The following is a 16573-nucleotide window of genomic DNA, read 5'->3' on the forward strand; positions in this document are numbered from 1 at the left end:
CTATCGCTGTCCATTCGCAGGTCTTGCGCAAGGAACTGCCCATTCTCACCACCATCACGGCTCTGGCCGCCTGGCAGCTCTGGGATGGGGAAATCTCGCGCATCGATGCCTTCGTTCTCCTAGGGGCATTCGGCGGATTGATGGCCTGGAGTATCTGGCAGGGCATGCAGAAGAAAGCCGATGCGCTGGGCAGAGAGATGGAGCAGGAACTGGAGGTTCACATCATGCCGATCCGGCGGGCCATCTTCTGGCTGGTTATCGGTCTGATTGTACTGATTGTCAGTTCCCGGATCCTGGTGTGGGGGGCGGTGGAGATTGCCCAAGGCTTTGGCGTCAGCGACCTGATCATTGGCCTGACCATTGTTGCAGTCGGTACGTCATTGCCTGAGCTTGCCTCGTCAATCATCGCCACCCGTAAAGGCGAGCACGACATCGCCCTTGGCAACGTGCTCGGTTCCAATCTCTTCAATACCCTCGCCGTGGTCGGCATCGCCGGAATGATCCACCCCATTACGGTGGGGCCTGAGGTCTTTTCCCGGGACATCCTGGTCATGGCCACATTGACCGTTTCGCTGTTTGTCATCGGCTATGGGGTTCATGGTCTCGGCCGCATCAACCGCTTTGAAGGCGGAGCATTGCTGCTCAGCTATGTGGGCTATACCGCCTACCTGGCAAGTACGGTTTTCGGCCGGTGAGCATAGCCAACTCGATTTCTGCAGTGCCGACCCATGGAATGTTGGGGGGAATATGGCACCAAGCGTTAATATGAAAAAAGGCTCATGGTTCATAGCTCATGGCTCATGATAACATCGCTTTTCAAGAGCGTTTCCCGCTTTCCACATTGGCTTGCATCTCTTTGCCTTTTTCATTTTTCGTTGTGACCGTTCCGGTCATGGGAGTTAATAGTCAAACGGAAGCTCCGAGCATTGAAAACCCGCTGCACCCTTATGCCCTCCACCTTCAAAAAATTTGGCAATGGCGCCGCAGTCGACATTTTCCTTGGTGGCATAAAGCGATACTTTCCACTTCCTGCTGGGAAGAGGGAGGCGCGAGAATGCGATCATGAGGTCGTGCTTTTGGGGATCGTAGACGGAATTGAAAACCCTGGAATTGGTGAATCCCCGGTTGCAGCAAATGGCTCTGTACCGACCGGCTCTTCCTCCCTCCTCCGAATATCCCGTCAATTCCGTTTCAAAAGCGTAAGCCCTGCAGAATTTTGCGTCTTGCTGTTCTTCGTAACGCTGCAAGAGATGCCCCTCCCGAATCATTCGTTCCATGACTTCAGGAGCGGGATTCTCAAAAAGAAATTTCCAGCGTTCCATTGCCTCGTCATTTTCGGGATTCATGTCATCCAACCTCATGCGATATTGAAAGGGGAGGGTCCTGCTGTCGGAATGATCCCAAACGTCGTGCCGGCCAAGAAAATGGACTGTCAGTGGAATGGGCCTGGCTGGAAAGGAACTTTCCACGGAATGGAAAAGGTAGAGCCAAGTCAGTTCACATGCGGCTTTCCCGATCTCTCTGATTCCCGCCCAATTTTCTATGAAATATTTTTTACTCTCCTCGATGGCCGTCTTGTGGTGGTCAATCCAAACCAGGTCACATTGTTCTTTAAGCTTCAGCATATCTTCGAAGGGCTCCAGGCAAAAATCAACCATGAAAACCTTTTCGCCCCGTTCGATTTGGGTCCATGGAAATTCCTGGCCATAGTTGATCCCAATCATCTCGCACTGAGGATATGCGTATTTGACAATAGCGCCCGAACAATGACCATCCAGGTCGGCCGAATGAAAAAAACATTTCATGTAATCCGTTCCTCTCCAACAGGGTTCTTCTTTGCAGATTGATCAAACCTGTGCCGCTAATCACTCACAGGGCAAAATGATGGTGAAGGTTGTTCCCCTGCCCAGGGTGCTTTCGACACTGACCGTGCCATGATGATCTTCGACGATTTTGTTTATCACTGCCAGTCCCAATCCTGTACCGGTCTTTTTTGTGGTAAAAAAGGGGTTGAAAATCTCTGAAATTATTTTGGGTTCGATCCCCCTGCCCGTGTCGGCCACTTGCAGGCAGATATGACCGCCTTGACTGTGGGTGGAAACCGTGATGGAACCATCTTTTTCTATGGCTTCTATGGAGTTTTTGATCAGATTGATGAGTACCTGCTTCATTTGATTGGGATCGAGCAGACTGGTGGGCAGGGTCCCGTCCAATCGGCTTTCCAATTGGACACGTTTTTCTTTGGCTGCTTCCTGCATCATCGTCTGAACCTCCCGAATGATTTTATTGAGGTCGACCTCTTCCTTGACAGGGCTTGCAGGCTGCGTAAAGTCGCGCAGGTCCCCGAGGAAATTTTCCAGGCGCTGTACTTCATCGGCGATGATTTTCAGTTTTTGTCGTGCGCTGCCGGGCACGTTGAGGTCACGATCCAGTTGCCGGGCAAATCCGCCGATGATCATGAGCGGATTCTTTATTTCGTGCCTCACGTAGGCGGCCGCTTCCCCCACGGCGGCAAATCTTTCGGAACGCAACAGTCGCTCATGGCTCTGACGCAGGGCTTCTGTTTTTAGTTCCACTTCCCGGCTGAGGATCTCGTTCCAGTTGTAAGCCGCACCGATAAGCAAGCCACTCACGCCCATGATTAAAAGGAAAATGAAGCCGGCCATGAATCCCACCTGGATCTGAAGGCTTCCAACCAGTCCATAAACCTCGTCGAAGGGAGCTGTCACTCCCACCCCCCAGAGATTGTGGGCGCTATCCTCAACTTGTATGACGCCATGGACCATGCCTTTGTTGAAGCGGACGGGAGTGTAGGCCAGCAACTTCTTTATTCTCCCCAACCTTTCCCGGTGCCAGCCGGATTCGTACCAATCGGTCCCTTCTTCACCCTTGAGGATATGACTTGCTTGAATATCCTGGATTTTGTCAAATGAAAGATGAGAATTGCGCTCCTTTCGCACTCTAATGGCGTCTTTGCCCACAAAGGTCGGTTCGTAGTGGGCCAGAAACGTTCCGTCCTGATTGATGACCCAGGCGTAACCGGTCTGTCCCGACCTGACATTCTCGGTTGCCATTTGGCAGACAAAGGAGGGATCAAAAATGATTTCCAGGGTGCCGGCAAAGCTCTTGTTTTGCGGTGCGAGGGAAGAGTTCGTGCGGTAAAGTGGTGTCAGGATAGCCATGGCCAGTCGGCTTTTCCCGGATGCATCAGATAGAGTGAATGTCTTGGTGAGGAAGATCAAACCCAAATGCTGCGGGTCTTTGGCCCAATCCACACAGGCTGTATCCAGATTTTGGATTTCCTGCGGCGCCTGCCCATCGGGGTGGCTCCAGGAATACTCCAGCCGCCCCTCGGGATCAAACATTTGTATGTCCAGGATACCGAAAGCCTGTTTATTCTTGAACTCGAGAGCGCCATAGGCGCGAAAGTGAGACATAGTCTCGCTTTCCACCTGGAATAATTCGGAATAGCTCATCAATTGATTTTCCAACAGGTCAAAATATCCCTCAATGTTATCAGCGATCTTTCGTGCCAGCATGAGCTGTTGTTCGTTGAATTGCCGGCTGATGATCTGTTCGATTCTCCAAGATGCCCAGTACCACAGAGAGAAGAGGGCCAGAGAAACGAGCATCGCCGCGGTAAGGACACTCACCATAATCTTTCGTGGTCGGAACTGACTTAGATGTAAGATTGGGTTCATTTTGATCCACTTATCTATGTCTTATAATTTTCTCTCAAGAGTTTTCGACAAGGCTCAACTTCCGTAAGGAGTTGTTTTCAGTTTGGATGGTGACCTAAAATAACACACCTGGTGCTTATTGGGTGTGCAAAATTGACATTGGAGCCTGTCCGAAGTCATTCGTCCGGTTTTCTGATCAGCTTGGCCCGAGGTTGAAGGCTTGAGCGGAGTGGTCTGAAAGGAGCCGGACGGGCAAAGCTCGGTTTTTGAAAGCCGGCGGTGGATATCCACGGGGAAAAATATCCCATCTGCATGCCGAAGATGTTTTCGGGGTGGATATTCCGCTGAATAAAGGTTAGTCTATAGTTGAATAAACCATCATCATCCCTGCCATGGTAATTTCGGTTACAGCATTCTTTGGCGGAATGCATCCCATGTAAAGAGATATTCTGGTCAATCAGTGGTGCACACTGATCCAACACTTGTACTCTGATACCCTCTTTTTATCTTTGTTGCCGGTGGTTGTGCAATTTGGATGACTCATTGTTTTGACGGTTGCACTCAGCACCGGGAGTGATAAGGAAGGATAGAGAAGGAATATGGATTTGGAAAAATTGAAAAAAGATTTAAAACGCGAAGAAGGGCTCAAGCTGCATGCATTCATGTCCCCCTTGGGAAGCTGGACTTGCGGATACGGGCATAATCTGGAAGCTGCCGGGTGCAGCAAGGAAACCATCGAACGTTACAAGATCGAGGGAATCACGAAAGCTCAGGCCGAAAAATGGCTGGATGAAGACATCCGCAAAGCTGAACAGGCGGCGAGAAATCATGTATCCTTCTTTGATGAACTTTCGGAAAGAAGGCAGGAGGTCCTGGTGACTCTGGTGTTTATGTTTGGATGGCAGCTCCGCCAGTCCAAAAGAATCATCAATGCATTGGAGCGCAGGAACTACGAAGACGCAGCCAAACAGATTCTCAAGAGCAAGATGGCCGCCCGGGCAGGTGAGAGGGTCAGGCGGCTTGCAGAAATGATGCGCGAGGAAGAACAACCGGAAGAACTTGCGGGTGATGGATAATGAATGGTCGTGCCGGATCCAAGGTGTTTTCCCATGACGGAAAAACCCTGGCTGGACCGGGGTCAATTTCCAATGCCGGAAGGATAACCCAAAGGGAAGTGGTTCTGCAATCACCTCCCTTTTGGTTATACTGCCTGACGCCGTCCAGTTGTAACCGTTCTCTTTCATTTGCTTATCCGCAGGTTATGCGCAAAGAGGGAAAACAGCCGATTTGTGATCTGCCCCGGACTCTCCGCTTTTTCCGTCTCCTTTATGATGAACGGTCGCTTTTGAGACGTCGGTTCAGCTAGTTCGTGAGTGCCACAAAGATGCTCGCGTTTCCTCTTTTTACCAGGAGGAGCAGGGATTTCTTGTCACTCGCCCTGGTAATTTTTTCCTTTGCTTCATCGGCCGATTTTACCGGCTCGCGGTTTACTTCAAGGATGATATCCCCCTGCTGAAGGGATGCTCGCTCGGCGGGGCTTCCAGGCTCCACGCCCACTACCAGCACGCCATCGCCGTCCTTTAGACCGTACTGCCGGGCCACTTGCGGCGTTACATCTCGAAGCATCATGCCCCATTTGCCTCGATCGGTTTTTTCCGAGTCATTCACGTCTGTTTCGTCTGAAGGAAGTTTGGCGATCTTCAACTTGAACTCTTTTTCTTTGCCGTCACGCAGGACCACTACGGTCGCTTCATCACCAACCGGTGTTCCAGCGACCATTGCAGGAAGTTCATGGTTGTCTTTGACCTCTTTGCCGTTGAAGCTAACGATTACATCTCCACGCTTGATGCCGGCCTTTTCGGCGGGACCTCCGCCGGTAATGTCCGCCACCAGGGCGCCTTTATGGCCATTGAGGTTCAGTGCCTGGGCCAATTCGGGGGTTACAGACTGAATGTTCACTCCAATGAATCCTCTCGTCACTTCACCATTTTTCACCAACTGCGGAATGAGAGGTTTGGCGGTATTGATGGGGATGGCAAATCCGATCCCCTGCCCATTGGGGAGGATGGCTGTGTTTATTCCCACCACTTCACCGTTCATGTTGATGAGGGGGCCGCCCGAGTTGCCCGGATTGATGGAGGTATCGGTCTGGATAAAATCATCATAGGGGCCGGCCCCTATGATCCGGCCTTTGGCGCTCACTATTCCGGAGGTCACGGTGTGATTCAAACCAAAGGGGTTTCCAATGGCCATGACCGCATCACCCACCTTCAGTTGGTCGGAATTGCCCATTTGTGCGGATGGAAAATCCTTTCCACCCTCAATCTTTACGACGGCAAGATCGGTTTTTGGATCCCGCCCAAGGATTTGCGCTCTGAATTCGCGTTGGTCGGCCAGCGTTACTTTCAGATCCTTGGCGCCTTCAACTACATGGTTGTTGGTCAGAATGTATCCATCGGAGCTGATGATGACACCGGACCCGCTTCCCTCTACTTTTTGATCATGAGGGATAGTAGGTATGCGGTCATTGTTGAATCGTTCAAAGAAATCCCCAAAAGGGGCGTTCTGAAACTCATTCATGGGGAACCGAGCCTTTTCGACCTTTACAACTTTGATATTGACTACAGAAGGGGTCAGCTTTTCCGCCAAAGGAGCCAATGAGGGGATTGATGGTGTGCTTGAAAAGCTCTGCTCTTTGCTGACGGGATCTTGAGCCACCGCTAATCCCGTCCAGTTGAGCCCGGAGGCCAGGACAATGCCTCCCAGCAGGCAGGAAAAAGCCACAGCGCCCACGGTCTTGATACCAAAGATTTTGTTTTTCAAGAAATTCTCAAAGCTTTTGAACATATTTTTCTCCTCCTGAATTCCATCAAAAATAGAGTGATCGATTGGTGCCCTGCTGAAACCATTTGCCTGGAATTGAGTATAGGAGGAGAAGATTAGAGGCAGATTAAAGTTGGATTAGAAGTTTCTAATGTTGATGCGAAAAGGGTTGTGGCTGTTCCGGTCATTGGCGAGTGGTCGCAGGATTGAATGCGTGCAGAAAGGGGTGTTTCATGACAGGACTGGCAGGATGACCGTGAAGGTGCTTCCTCTGCCGGGACTGCTTTGAACTTCGACCCTGCCCCCATGGGCGAGAGCGATGGACCGTGCTATGGAAAGCCCTAACCCCGAACCGGGAGAGGAAAGGGCTTCCTCTGAGCGATAAAACGGCTGAAATATCCGTTCCAGATTTTCTTTCGAGATGCCCATCCCCGAGTCGCTGACTTCCAGGTACACCCAGTTGTCAACCTGCTTCAGCGAAAGGGAGATCTGTCCTCCCCTCCCAGTATATTTGATGCTGTTGTCCAGAAGATTGAAAAGAAGCCTCCGCAGGCGTTCACGGTCTCCCTGGACGAAAACAGGGTCACTGGCGCTCAGACTAAAATCTATAGAGTCGGAGTCGGCCAACGTTTTGAATCGCCAGAAGACTTCTTCTGCGAGCTTGGCCAGATCCACCGGCTGTCGGTCGATACGCAGCATTCCCGCTTCGGATCGGGCCAGGATCAGCAACCCTTCAACGAGGTGTGCGATACGGTCTATCTCTTCAAGGGCGCTCTTGAGTGTTTCACGGTATTCTTCCGATGTTCTGGAAGATCGAAGGGCAACTTCCAGTTCTCCTTTGAGAATGGTCAGAGGGGTCTGGAGTTCGTGGGAGGCATCCGCACTGAATTGCCGAATCTGGTTGAAGGCTTTATCGAGCCTTGTCAGCATCTGGTTCAGAGTTTTTGCGAGTCTGTCCAGTTCGTCGCCCGCTCCGGTTTCTTCCAGGCGGTCGGCAAGATGTTGGGCGCTGATGCGTTGAGCGGCTTCGGCCATTCGGTCCACGGGCTTCAGGGCGCGGCGCGCCAGAATCCAACCGCCCAGTCCCGCGAGCAACAGCCCCATGGGGAACAACGTGCCCAGGATGAGGAGAAAACGAAAGAGGGTTTCATAAACGTTTTGCAAGGACATCCCGATCCGGATCAGCCGGTGCAGACGTCCCCCTTCCATGACGGGCATGGTCAGGGTCCTCAGGGGATAGCTCGAGGTGCCTTCCATCGTTTCAAAAGTGGAACGGCCAACGTAGGCATTTTCCAATGCTTTTCGGCTGAGAGGGATCGTTTGCGATTCCGGAACCTGTGAGTGCGGTTCGTGGCGGCTGCGCGGGTCGATCATCTGGTAGTAGGGGTCCCATGGAGCAAAACCTAGAAACCGCTTGAAAATTTCATTGATATCGGAGGGGAAAAAGGTGGTGGAGCCGCCATGAACCCGTTCGGCCAAAACCTTTGCGACATCGTTCAAAACATTGTCCACTTCATGGATCAGGCTGTAGGAGAGAAGCCCGTACACAGTCCCGCCCAACATGAGGATGGTCAGGGCCAAAACGGAAATATACCAGAGAGTCAGGCGGGCACGGATCGATCGGATACGCAAGGGGTCACTCCACTTTCATGGTGTAACCCACACCTCGCACCGTGTGAATCAGCTTCGTTTCCCGGTTGGAATCGATCTTTTTGCGAAGATAGTTCACGTAGACATCGATCACGTTGGTCATGGAGTCGAAATCATAGTCCCAGACATGTTCGGCAATCATGGTCCGTGTCAATACGCGGCCGGTATTCCGCATGAAGTAATCCAGCAATGCGAATTCTCTGCTGGTGAGATCGATTTTTTCGGACCCACGATAGACGGATCGCCGGCTGGGGTCGAGAATCAGGTCGGCAACCTGGAGAACGTTTTGCTTCGATTCGCTTTGTCGCCTGAGGAGGGCTCGAACCCGCGCAAGGAGTTCCTGAAATGCGAAGGGCTTGGTCAGATAATCGTCGGCGCCCGCGTCAAGGCCAAGTACTTTGTCTTCAATGGTTGCCCTGACGGTGAGAAGCAAAACCGGAATGGAAACCCTTTCTTTTCGAAGTTCCTGAAGCACTGAAAGACCATCCATTTCGGGAAGATGAATATCGAGAAGAATCAAGTCGTGAATGCGATCCAGCGCCATTCGAAGGCCCATCCTGCCGTCGGAGGCCACATCCACCGCATAGCCTTCCTCTTCCAACCCCTTCTTTATAAAGCCGGCAACCTTTCTCTCATCTTCCACGACTAGAAGCCGCATCGATTTGACCCTTTCCGATTCGCCCTATGGTATCCAGGGAGTGAGTCGCTCTTGAAATCCCCATTTATCACGGAGGTACAGAGGTCACGGAGGAATTCCATAGGAATCCCAAAATCTTCTCCGTACCCTCCGTGTTTCCGTGATGAATAACGGGATATTGGAATCCGCCAACTCCCTAAAGGGTGAACGCCGTTCGTGCTTCGATGCCCCGGCACGAACGGCTGTGGTTTTCATTATTTGCTGCGACGGTTCCGGTCATGGGGGTATACAGTAGCCGGCCCCGTCAAGGAACGGTTTCAGCTTGCTTTCTGTTCCATGCTGTTGCGATAGTGGATCAAGTCTTCGATGGTGACCAGCGGCAAGTCGTATTTTTCGGCGAAGGCCACGATTTCCGGCATGCGCGCCATGGAGCCATTGGGGTTGGTGAGCTCGCACAGTACTCCGTAAGGTTTCAGGCCGGCCATGCGCATGAGATCTACGGTGGCTTCCGTGTGTCCCGGGCGTTCGAGCACACCCCCTCTGCGGGCCTTCAAGGGAAAGACATGTCCAGGCCGATGGAGGTCCTCCGGTTTGGCATGATCTGCGATGCAGGCCTTCACTGTCGTTACCCGGTCGGCGGCGGATACGCCCGTGGTGACCCCTCGTGCAGCTTCGATGGATACGGTAAAGGCGGTTTTGAACCGGCTGGAGTTGTTTTCCACCATCATGGGAAGACCGAGTGCCCGAACTTTTTCATCGGTGAGACACAGACAGACGATACCGCTGCATTCCCGGATCAGCATAGCCATTTGTGCTTCAGTCAGGGTTTCAGCGGCGAAAATCAGATCGCCCTCATTTTCCCTTTGCTCATCGTCTGTGACCAGAACGCCTCGACCATTGCGAAGCGAAGTGAGGGCTTTTTCCACCCGTTCAAAAGAATTTCCAAACCGAACTAACAAATTCTGATTCATGGTAACACTCCTTTGTTGATAATTTACCAGAATCAGGGCGCAGGGACAGACAGCTGCCTTAGCACGCACGAACAGCGTTGCACCGGAAACGGTGCCTGAGGTGGGTGCTGACTGCCTTATCCTCTTCCATCCGGACTCTTACCGTCGGCTCCGGCTTTACACCGGATCTGCTGACCTCCCTTCGAATCGAAGGGAGCGCTCGCGGGCTCCCCGGCGTAAAGCCGGGATACCGCCGGTGGGGAATTCCACCCCGCCCTGAGAATAAGTGAGTCGATAAAGTACCACTGCCCGAATTATTGTCAATGACCTTGTATGTGTTGCAGCAATTCTCATTTTGGATGTCTCTCATGATATTGGCATTTTCGACATCTCCCCTCAATCCCCCTTCGAAGGGAGACTTTATCCTAAAAATTCCCCCTCGAGGGGGTAGGCTTTTCAAAATGAAAACTGCTGTATGTATGTATTGGGTGCAATCCAAAGTGATTGGAAGAAGCGGCCTACGAGCTAAGGGACAATACGGTTCAGTGCGTAGGTTGCATTGAATGAAATGAAACGCAACAAACAATAATGACATGTCGCGTTTCGAAACTCAACGCGACCTACGTGCTGTATGTATTCATCAAAAAAGCCGAAGGTTCAACTGTGTAAACGCATTCTCAAGGATTTTCAAACATTGTCTTTGCCTCCTCTCAGCCCGATGGAATGCCTGATCATTGCTGGGGAACAGGGAGTCCCGTCTGGAAAGGAGTGAGCGATGTACCGGGGGGAGAGGATGTGCCAGAAAGAGGAGATGTGCCGGGGGAAGGGGATGTGGAAAAGATGTCGGTCGATTTGAAACCTTGACCGTATGGGCTTGAACTTGTGGTTGTCCCCGGCCTGGAAAAATTCACAGAGGGCTGACCGGCCACAACCGACTGGCTGTACGCATTGATGACATCATACAGATTCTTGACCGCCGCTGAAGCAAAAGGGTTGACCGTCGTCAGACTGGGGGCAAAAGGGTTCATCGTCATCCCATTTGATGCAAAAGGATTGGTAGTTTCGGATCCATTCACAAAAGGATTGGCAGCCGTCAATCCGGGAGTGAACGGATTACTGACAGCCGGTCCCGGTGCAAAGGGATTGACGGTGGTGCTGTTCGCTCCAAAGGGGTTGACAGTGGTTGCGCTTGGGGCAAAAGGGTTGACAGAGGTACCGATTGCCCCTCCAGACCCGAAAAGTGTGCCGGATTGAAAGGCGTTCGGTGAAGAAACGCTGAAAGGAGTGATGTTGTTGGCGGAAGGTGTTCGCACGCTTTGATTCGCATTGTTCGTCTTCACTCTGTAGACACGGACCGACGGTCCGGTTCCCTTTCCCCCGCGCCCTCCACGGGCGGCAAAAGTTGGAGTTCCCAGGACCAGTATCGACAATATAAGCAAAAAGATTTTCTTTTTCATTCCTTACGTAAGCTCCTTCCTATGAAACGCAACCTTTCAACCTCAGTGAATATGAACATCCTTCAGCAGATCTGCCTATTGAGAGACTTTATACTCCACGCGGGTGAGATCCCGTCTACACAATATAACCGGGATGATGAATATTGTCATGACCGTGGCCCGTTCCGGTGTGTTTGCCTTGTCCCATTTTTGCTCTCTCAAGCCTCGTTTTATCCTGGGAAGGGCCGGTCTTCCTATTTTCTCCAGAATTCAGGGACGAAGAGGACGATGACCGTGTAGATTTCCAGACGTCCCAGAAGCATGCATAGGGCAAGGAGCCATTTGGCGGAGTGAGGGAGATGGGCGTAATTTTCTGTGGGACCCACGTTGCCGAACCCCGGGCCGATATTCCCAATACTTGCCGCAACGGCGGAAAAGGCGGTGAGAATATCCTGCCCCATGGCAGCCAGCAGGAATGAAGAGAGAATGAAAAGCGCCAGGTAAAGGATGAAAAATCCCCATATCCCTTTGATGACCTCGTCCGGGACAGGACGCCCCGCCAGTTTGACCTGCAGCACAGCCCAGGGGTGAATGAGGCGCAGCAGTTCGAGATACCCGTGCTTGAGCAGCAGCATGATCCGCATGCACTTCATGCCTCCTCCCGTGGATCCCGCCGAAGCCCCCAGAAACATGCAGAAGAACAGGATGCTTTGGGGCAGGGGCGGCCATTTTTCGTAGTCGGCCGTGGCGTATCCCGTCGTCGTAATGATGGAAGCGACCTGAAATGCCGCATGTCGCAGGGATTCCCAGAAACTTGCGTATGTTTCCCGAAAGACGCTCAAGGTGGACACAGCTGTGAAGATGCTTACGAGCATCATGAAAAAACGGAATTCGGGATCTTTCCACATGACCCTGGGTCTGCCCATGAGAGCGAAATAATGAAGGGAGAAGTTGATTCCAGCGATAAGCATGAAAACGGTGATTACCGCATCGATATAGGCGCTGCCGTAATGGGCGATGGAGGCGTTTTTTGTGGAAAATCCGCCTGTAGCCATGGTTCCGAACGTGTGGCACAGGGATTCGAAAAGATCCATTCCGCCAAACATGAGCATCACGGTTTCAACCAGGGTAAAGAAAAGATAGACCTTCCATAGAACCATGGCCGTATCGTGGATCCGGGGTCTCAGTTTGTCCGGAACAGGGCTGGGCACTTCAGCCTTGTAGAGCTGCATCCCACCGACTCCAAGAAAGGGCAGAATGGCCAGGGAAAACACGATGATGCCCATGCCCCCCAGCCAGTGGGTCAGGCTCCTCCACATGAGAATGCCTCTGGGCACTTTTTCGATGTCCGTAAAGATGGAGGCTCCCGTTGTACTGAAGCCCGATACGGATTCGAAAAAGCCATCCACAAAATATTCAGTGGTGGATCCCAAATAGAAAGGCAACGCTCCCGCCAATCCCGCGGTCAACCAGGCGAGTGCGACAATGGCCATTCCTTCACGGTGGGTCATGGACGGAACCCGGGAGTGCCGAAAAGCAACGAACAAGCCCAGACCCGTGGCGAGGACGATCAGGAGGGCTTTGAAGAGGGGAAGTTCGCTTCCATCCTTGTAGTGAAGGGCAAAGCCCAGGGGGAGAAGCATGGTCAGCCCGATGCAGAAAATGAGGGCCCCGATAGTCCGGATGACATAACTCCAACGCATCTAAAAGTACTCCAGCTTCACCATCAATTCCCTTTCGACGCGCGGAATGTTTTTCCGGGTGGAAAGGATGATCACATTGTCCTGGGGCAACACCACCGTGTCTCCCGTGGGAATCATGCTTTGATCTCCCCGCAGAATGGCCAGAACAATCGCGCCCTTTGGAAAGTGCAGGTTCTTGAGCGGTTTTCCCACAATACCCGAACTCTCCAGGGCGATGGCTTCCAGCACTTCCGCTTCTTCCTTGAGGGAAACCGCCGAAATCACCTTCCCCCGGCGTACGTGCTGGAGGATGGTATTGATGGCAGAAAGCCTGGGGCTGACGATGTGGCCCAGTCCGATGGCTCCGGCAATGGGGATGTAGGCGAACTTGCTGAGTCGAGTGATGCACCTTTTGGCTCCCAGCCGCTTGGCGAGAAGAGAGGTCAGCACGTTGGTTTCTTCGTCGCCCGTGAGTGAGATCACCACATCCATTCCCTGGATGTTTTCTTCTTCCAGGAGGGTCTGATCCGTGCCGTCGCCGTGGAGAACGATAGTGCGTTGCAACTGTTCCACCAGGAATTCGCAGCGTTCCAGGTTTTTTTCAATGAGTCGCACATGGAAAGGCTTTTCTTCCAAGTGTCTTGCCAGGCGCAACCCTATATTTCCCCCGCCCACAATGAGGATGTCCCGAAGGGATTCCATGCGGCTTCCGAAGAGTTCGAGGACCTTTTCCGTATCCTCGGCTTCGCAGACGAAATAAACGAGGTCTCCCGCTTTGATGCGGTCTTTTCCCGAGGGAATGATCAACCGGTCGTTTCGGAAAACAGCCGCCACAATGAATCGAAGCGCACCCACGTTGGCCCGGAGTTCCATAAGGCGGGTTCCGGTCACCGCGGCATTCTCGTTCACTCGAATGCCGATGAGCTTGATTCTGCCGCCTGCAAATTCGCTGAAGTCTTCCGCTCCCGGAACGTTCATGGATCTTGTAATGCTCTTCACGACCTCCGTTTCGGGGTTGATGATCATGCTGAGGTTGAGGATCTTCCGGGTGAGTTCCGCGTGGTAAGTGGTGTAGTGTTCGTCACGGATGCGCGCCAGCTTGACGATGCCGGGCGAGAGTGCATCGGCGAAAAGGCATGCCACCAGGTTGGTTTCATCCTTATCGGTAACGGCCAGGAAAGTGTCCGCATGCTGAACGCCGGCTTGCTCCAGAACGTAGGGGCTGCTGCCGGACCCTTGAATCGTCTGAACGTCAAGCAGTTCGGAAAAGCGCTTCAGAGCTTCCGCGCGATTGTCGATAATGACCACTTCTTTGCTTTCGAGAGCCAGCTTTTGCGCGATATGAAACCTTACTTCACCGGCTCCCACGATAATGATCTTCAATGCGGGGAATCCTTTCTCGTTTTACGTGGCCAGACAGAGGGGAACCTGCGAAATACGTTCATCAGCCATCCGCCATTGGGCATGGTCGAGTGCATATAATGGCTGCCCATTCAAGGGATGCATAAATCTTTAATCGTTATACTTTCAACTGTTCATTGCAGGATAGGGAAATCTTCCGGCAGCAATTCTCATTTTGAAAAGTGACTGAATCGTAAATCAAATCTATCGGTGATCAAGGTGCCCAATATTTCCCACGTGACAACCAAATGTTTCCAAGAGTGAAACCACCGGATGCTTACCAGATTCAGAACTGGTCCAAATCCTGAAAGACGCTGAACCTGTTCGCCTGACGCTGTACCAATCTTGTCAAATAGTGAACATGCTGCGAGCGGCTGAACCCTGCGAGAGAGTGCCGACGTGGCCCTGGTAAAAGCAATTCAAAAATAGAATCTGGTAAGAGCAGACTATCACGGAGCAAGGGATGTCCCTCTGTCCCTACTTGACCAAAAGCCTGCAAGCAACACTGCGATGATACCCGTCAGGAAGACGCCATCGAAAGTTCCTGCGCCGCCGATCGAGGCAATTGGGGCGCCAAGGCCTCGAATTTTATCGATGTTTGTAATGTCCGCGCCCAGTAGAGTTCCCATGCTTCCTGAAATATATGCCAGAGCTGGGGCGTATTTTCGGGAGATAACGAGCCCCACAATTGCGGAGGCCAACGGAGGAGTGAAGAATGGCACCGCAATTCCCACCCCTTTTACGGGATAAGCCAGCTGATGGACCAGAAATGTGACAATGCCCACTCCTACAAAAGCCAGTCCGTAAAGTTTGTTTTTTACTGTGAGGTAGATGGAAAGAAAGAAGGGTACAAGCGCACCGCCAACATTTACGGCAACGACGGTGCCCGGCCATTCCTGAACGTGGGGAATGATATGCCGTATGCCGAAGAGATCAACATATGAATTCGAGATAACTTGCTCTGGGGGAAGCTCGAAGATGGGAATATTGATATAGCTTCCCAAGAGTGAAAAGAGCATCAAGGAAAACACATACCGTTGGTTAATCCCGATTCTTTGGTATGCATAGCTTAGAATTCCGACTTCAACGAGGGTGACCAGGAAGATGAAAAGAAACAATAAAAGCAGCAAGAATGGTAGTGATAATGGAAAGTAATGCATTTCATTTCCCTTCGTTTCAAGAGAGAGTCTTTGCATCGGGCGGTCTGGTTCTCAGACTTCCGATAAATCAAAATCTTACAGACTTTTGTCGGTCAATCGGGACATATGAGACATTCTTTTCTATAGAGAATGTCTCTGGAGAGTCTGAATACCGCTCTTTGAAAACTGAATATTTGTTATGTATTAGGAAATGTCATTATAAAGAAAGCGAAAAATTACCTCTTGCCGGGAACGGATGTACGCAGAGGTGAGGAAAACTGCATTGAATGTACGCAATATCATGTACGCAACGAAAAAAGGGGAAACAGATTCAACCTGTAACCCCTTGAATTTTCTGGCAGGCCAGGAGGGATTCGAACCCCCAGCCCCCGGATTTGGAGTCCGGTGCTCTAACCGTTAGAGCTACTGGCCTGCAGGTGGCAATCTGTATAATGGTTTCTCCCGCCGATGTAAAGCAAAATATTTTTTCCCCGCCTCATTTCAGTCAACAAAGTTCCTTTTATCGGGTTTCATCTCTTGGAATGTTCTTGCCTCATTGAGTCTGAAGGCTTGAATTTTGCTAATCAAAAGATTACATCGATAATTTCCTGGCTTGTATAGGGACTCACATGAAAATTCGTGAGGTGCCGGGTATGTATTCGGCTTTTGGGACACTGTTTTAGTAATGGTGTTTTAAGAAAAGAAATTTCGTCGTTGTGACTTTGTTTCCTGATGTTTCGTTTGATATGGAATGATTTTTATCAAATTTATTTGATATGGACTTGTCAAGTGACTGAACATTGATTACACTTTTACAAAAAATATCGTTATTTCCAATAAATGGGGCAGGTGTGGTAGAGAAGGAGAGGATGGATGAAAATAAAATACTGTCAAAAATATGAAAAATATGTGAGCCAGAGGCACTGTGAGTTCTTCAACGAGGGGGCTCAGTGCGAATATTACTCGCCCAAGTGTTGGAACAGCATCAAGGATCTGCTTGCGGATCAAGGGCGTCCGAAATGGGATGTTAATGCGGTAATCAAGCCGTTCAAATGCAACTTGCTTGACAGGGAATATTTGAATTTGCTGAACCGGAAAAAACGCCTGAGAAAAGGAGCGATTGCTGCAAGAGGATAGGATCAAAGACTTCGGGTGCAGAGCGGAGTGGTTTGTCT

Annotated in this window: 13 protein-coding genes, 1 tRNA gene and 1 riboswitch (1 of these 15 cut by a window edge); of the genes, 3 read left to right on the forward strand and 11 right to left on the reverse strand. The window is 51.3% G+C overall.

Annotated elements, in window-relative coordinates:
- Positions 1-695, forward strand: partial view of a calcium/sodium antiporter gene (locus QMG16_RS19470; protein ID WP_373878645.1) — the 3' portion only. 277 nt of this gene lie to the left of the window's left edge; the window shows 695 of its 972 coding nt (coding positions 278-972); its start codon lies beyond the left edge, outside the window; its stop codon occupies positions 693-695.
- A 204-nt stretch (positions 696-899) separates the two neighbouring features.
- On the opposite strand, the gene QMG16_RS01080 is transcribed toward QMG16_RS19470, so the two are convergent.
- Both QMG16_RS01080 and QMG16_RS01085 read right to left on the reverse strand, forming a co-directional pair.
- The gene (locus QMG16_RS01080) at positions 900-1805 is read right to left on the reverse strand and encodes a hypothetical protein (protein WP_281791819.1); all 906 of its coding nucleotides are present in this window, start codon (positions 1803-1805) and stop codon (positions 900-902) included.
- A gap of 60 nt (positions 1806-1865) precedes the next feature.
- The gene (locus tag QMG16_RS01085) at positions 1866-3701 is read right to left on the reverse strand and encodes a PAS domain-containing sensor histidine kinase (RefSeq protein WP_281791820.1); all 1836 of its coding nucleotides are present in this window, start codon (positions 3699-3701) and stop codon (positions 1866-1868) included.
- A gap of 584 nt (positions 3702-4285) precedes the next feature.
- On the opposite strand from QMG16_RS01085, the gene QMG16_RS01090 reads away from it, so the two are divergent.
- Positions 4286-4756: a glycoside hydrolase family protein gene (locus QMG16_RS01090; protein ID WP_281791821.1), complete on the forward strand. Its 471-nt coding sequence runs from the start codon at positions 4286-4288 to the stop codon at positions 4754-4756.
- A gap of 286 nt (positions 4757-5042) precedes the next feature.
- Here QMG16_RS01090 and QMG16_RS01095 read toward each other — a convergent pair whose 3' ends face one another.
- From QMG16_RS01095 to QMG16_RS01135, 9 genes are all read right to left on the reverse strand, one after another.
- Positions 5043-6527 (reverse strand): DegQ family serine endoprotease, encoded by a 1485-nt coding sequence (locus QMG16_RS01095; RefSeq protein WP_281791822.1) that lies wholly within the window; start codon positions 6525-6527, stop codon positions 5043-5045.
- A 207-nt stretch (positions 6528-6734) separates the two neighbouring features.
- Positions 6735-8135: a sensor histidine kinase gene (locus QMG16_RS01100; protein ID WP_281791823.1), complete on the reverse strand. Its 1401-nt coding sequence runs from the start codon at positions 8133-8135 to the stop codon at positions 6735-6737.
- Positions 8136-8139: 4 nt separating this feature from the next.
- A complete protein-coding gene (locus QMG16_RS01105; RefSeq protein ID WP_281791824.1) occupies positions 8140-8811 on the reverse strand; it encodes a heavy metal response regulator transcription factor in 672 nt (223 codons plus the stop codon).
- A gap of 296 nt (positions 8812-9107) precedes the next feature.
- Positions 9108-9761: a 3,4-dihydroxy-2-butanone-4-phosphate synthase gene (ribB, locus tag QMG16_RS01110; protein ID WP_281791825.1), complete on the reverse strand. Its 654-nt coding sequence runs from the start codon at positions 9759-9761 to the stop codon at positions 9108-9110.
- 114 nt (positions 9762-9875) lie between these two features.
- Positions 9876-10028, reverse strand: a riboswitch (FMN riboswitch).
- Between the two features lie 443 nt (positions 10029-10471).
- The gene (locus QMG16_RS01115; RefSeq protein WP_281791826.1) at positions 10472-11197 is read right to left on the reverse strand and encodes a hypothetical protein; all 726 of its coding nucleotides are present in this window, start codon (positions 11195-11197) and stop codon (positions 10472-10474) included.
- Between the two features lie 233 nt (positions 11198-11430).
- On the reverse strand, positions 11431-12879 hold the full coding sequence (locus QMG16_RS01120) for a TrkH family potassium uptake protein (protein WP_281791827.1): 1449 nt from the start codon (positions 12877-12879) through the stop codon (positions 11431-11433).
- A complete protein-coding gene (gene trkA / locus QMG16_RS01125; protein WP_281791828.1) occupies positions 12880-14241 on the reverse strand; it encodes a Trk system potassium transporter TrkA in 1362 nt (453 codons plus the stop codon). It abuts the gene before it with no gap.
- A 467-nt stretch (positions 14242-14708) separates the two neighbouring features.
- A complete protein-coding gene (locus QMG16_RS01130) occupies positions 14709-15419 on the reverse strand; it encodes a DUF1614 domain-containing protein (protein WP_281791829.1) in 711 nt (236 codons plus the stop codon).
- Between the two features lie 335 nt (positions 15420-15754).
- Positions 15755-15831 (reverse strand) — tRNA-Trp (locus QMG16_RS01135).
- Between the two features lie 440 nt (positions 15832-16271).
- Here QMG16_RS01135 and QMG16_RS01140 point away from each other — a divergent pair.
- Positions 16272-16535, forward strand: coding sequence for a hypothetical protein (locus QMG16_RS01140; protein ID WP_281791830.1), 264 nt, complete (start codon positions 16272-16274; stop codon positions 16533-16535).
- Positions 16536-16573 lie beyond the last annotated feature (38 nt).

Source organism: Desulforhabdus amnigena (genome assembly GCF_027925305.1).
GTDB lineage: Bacteria > Desulfobacterota > Syntrophobacteria > Syntrophobacterales > Syntrophobacteraceae > Desulforhabdus > Desulforhabdus amnigena.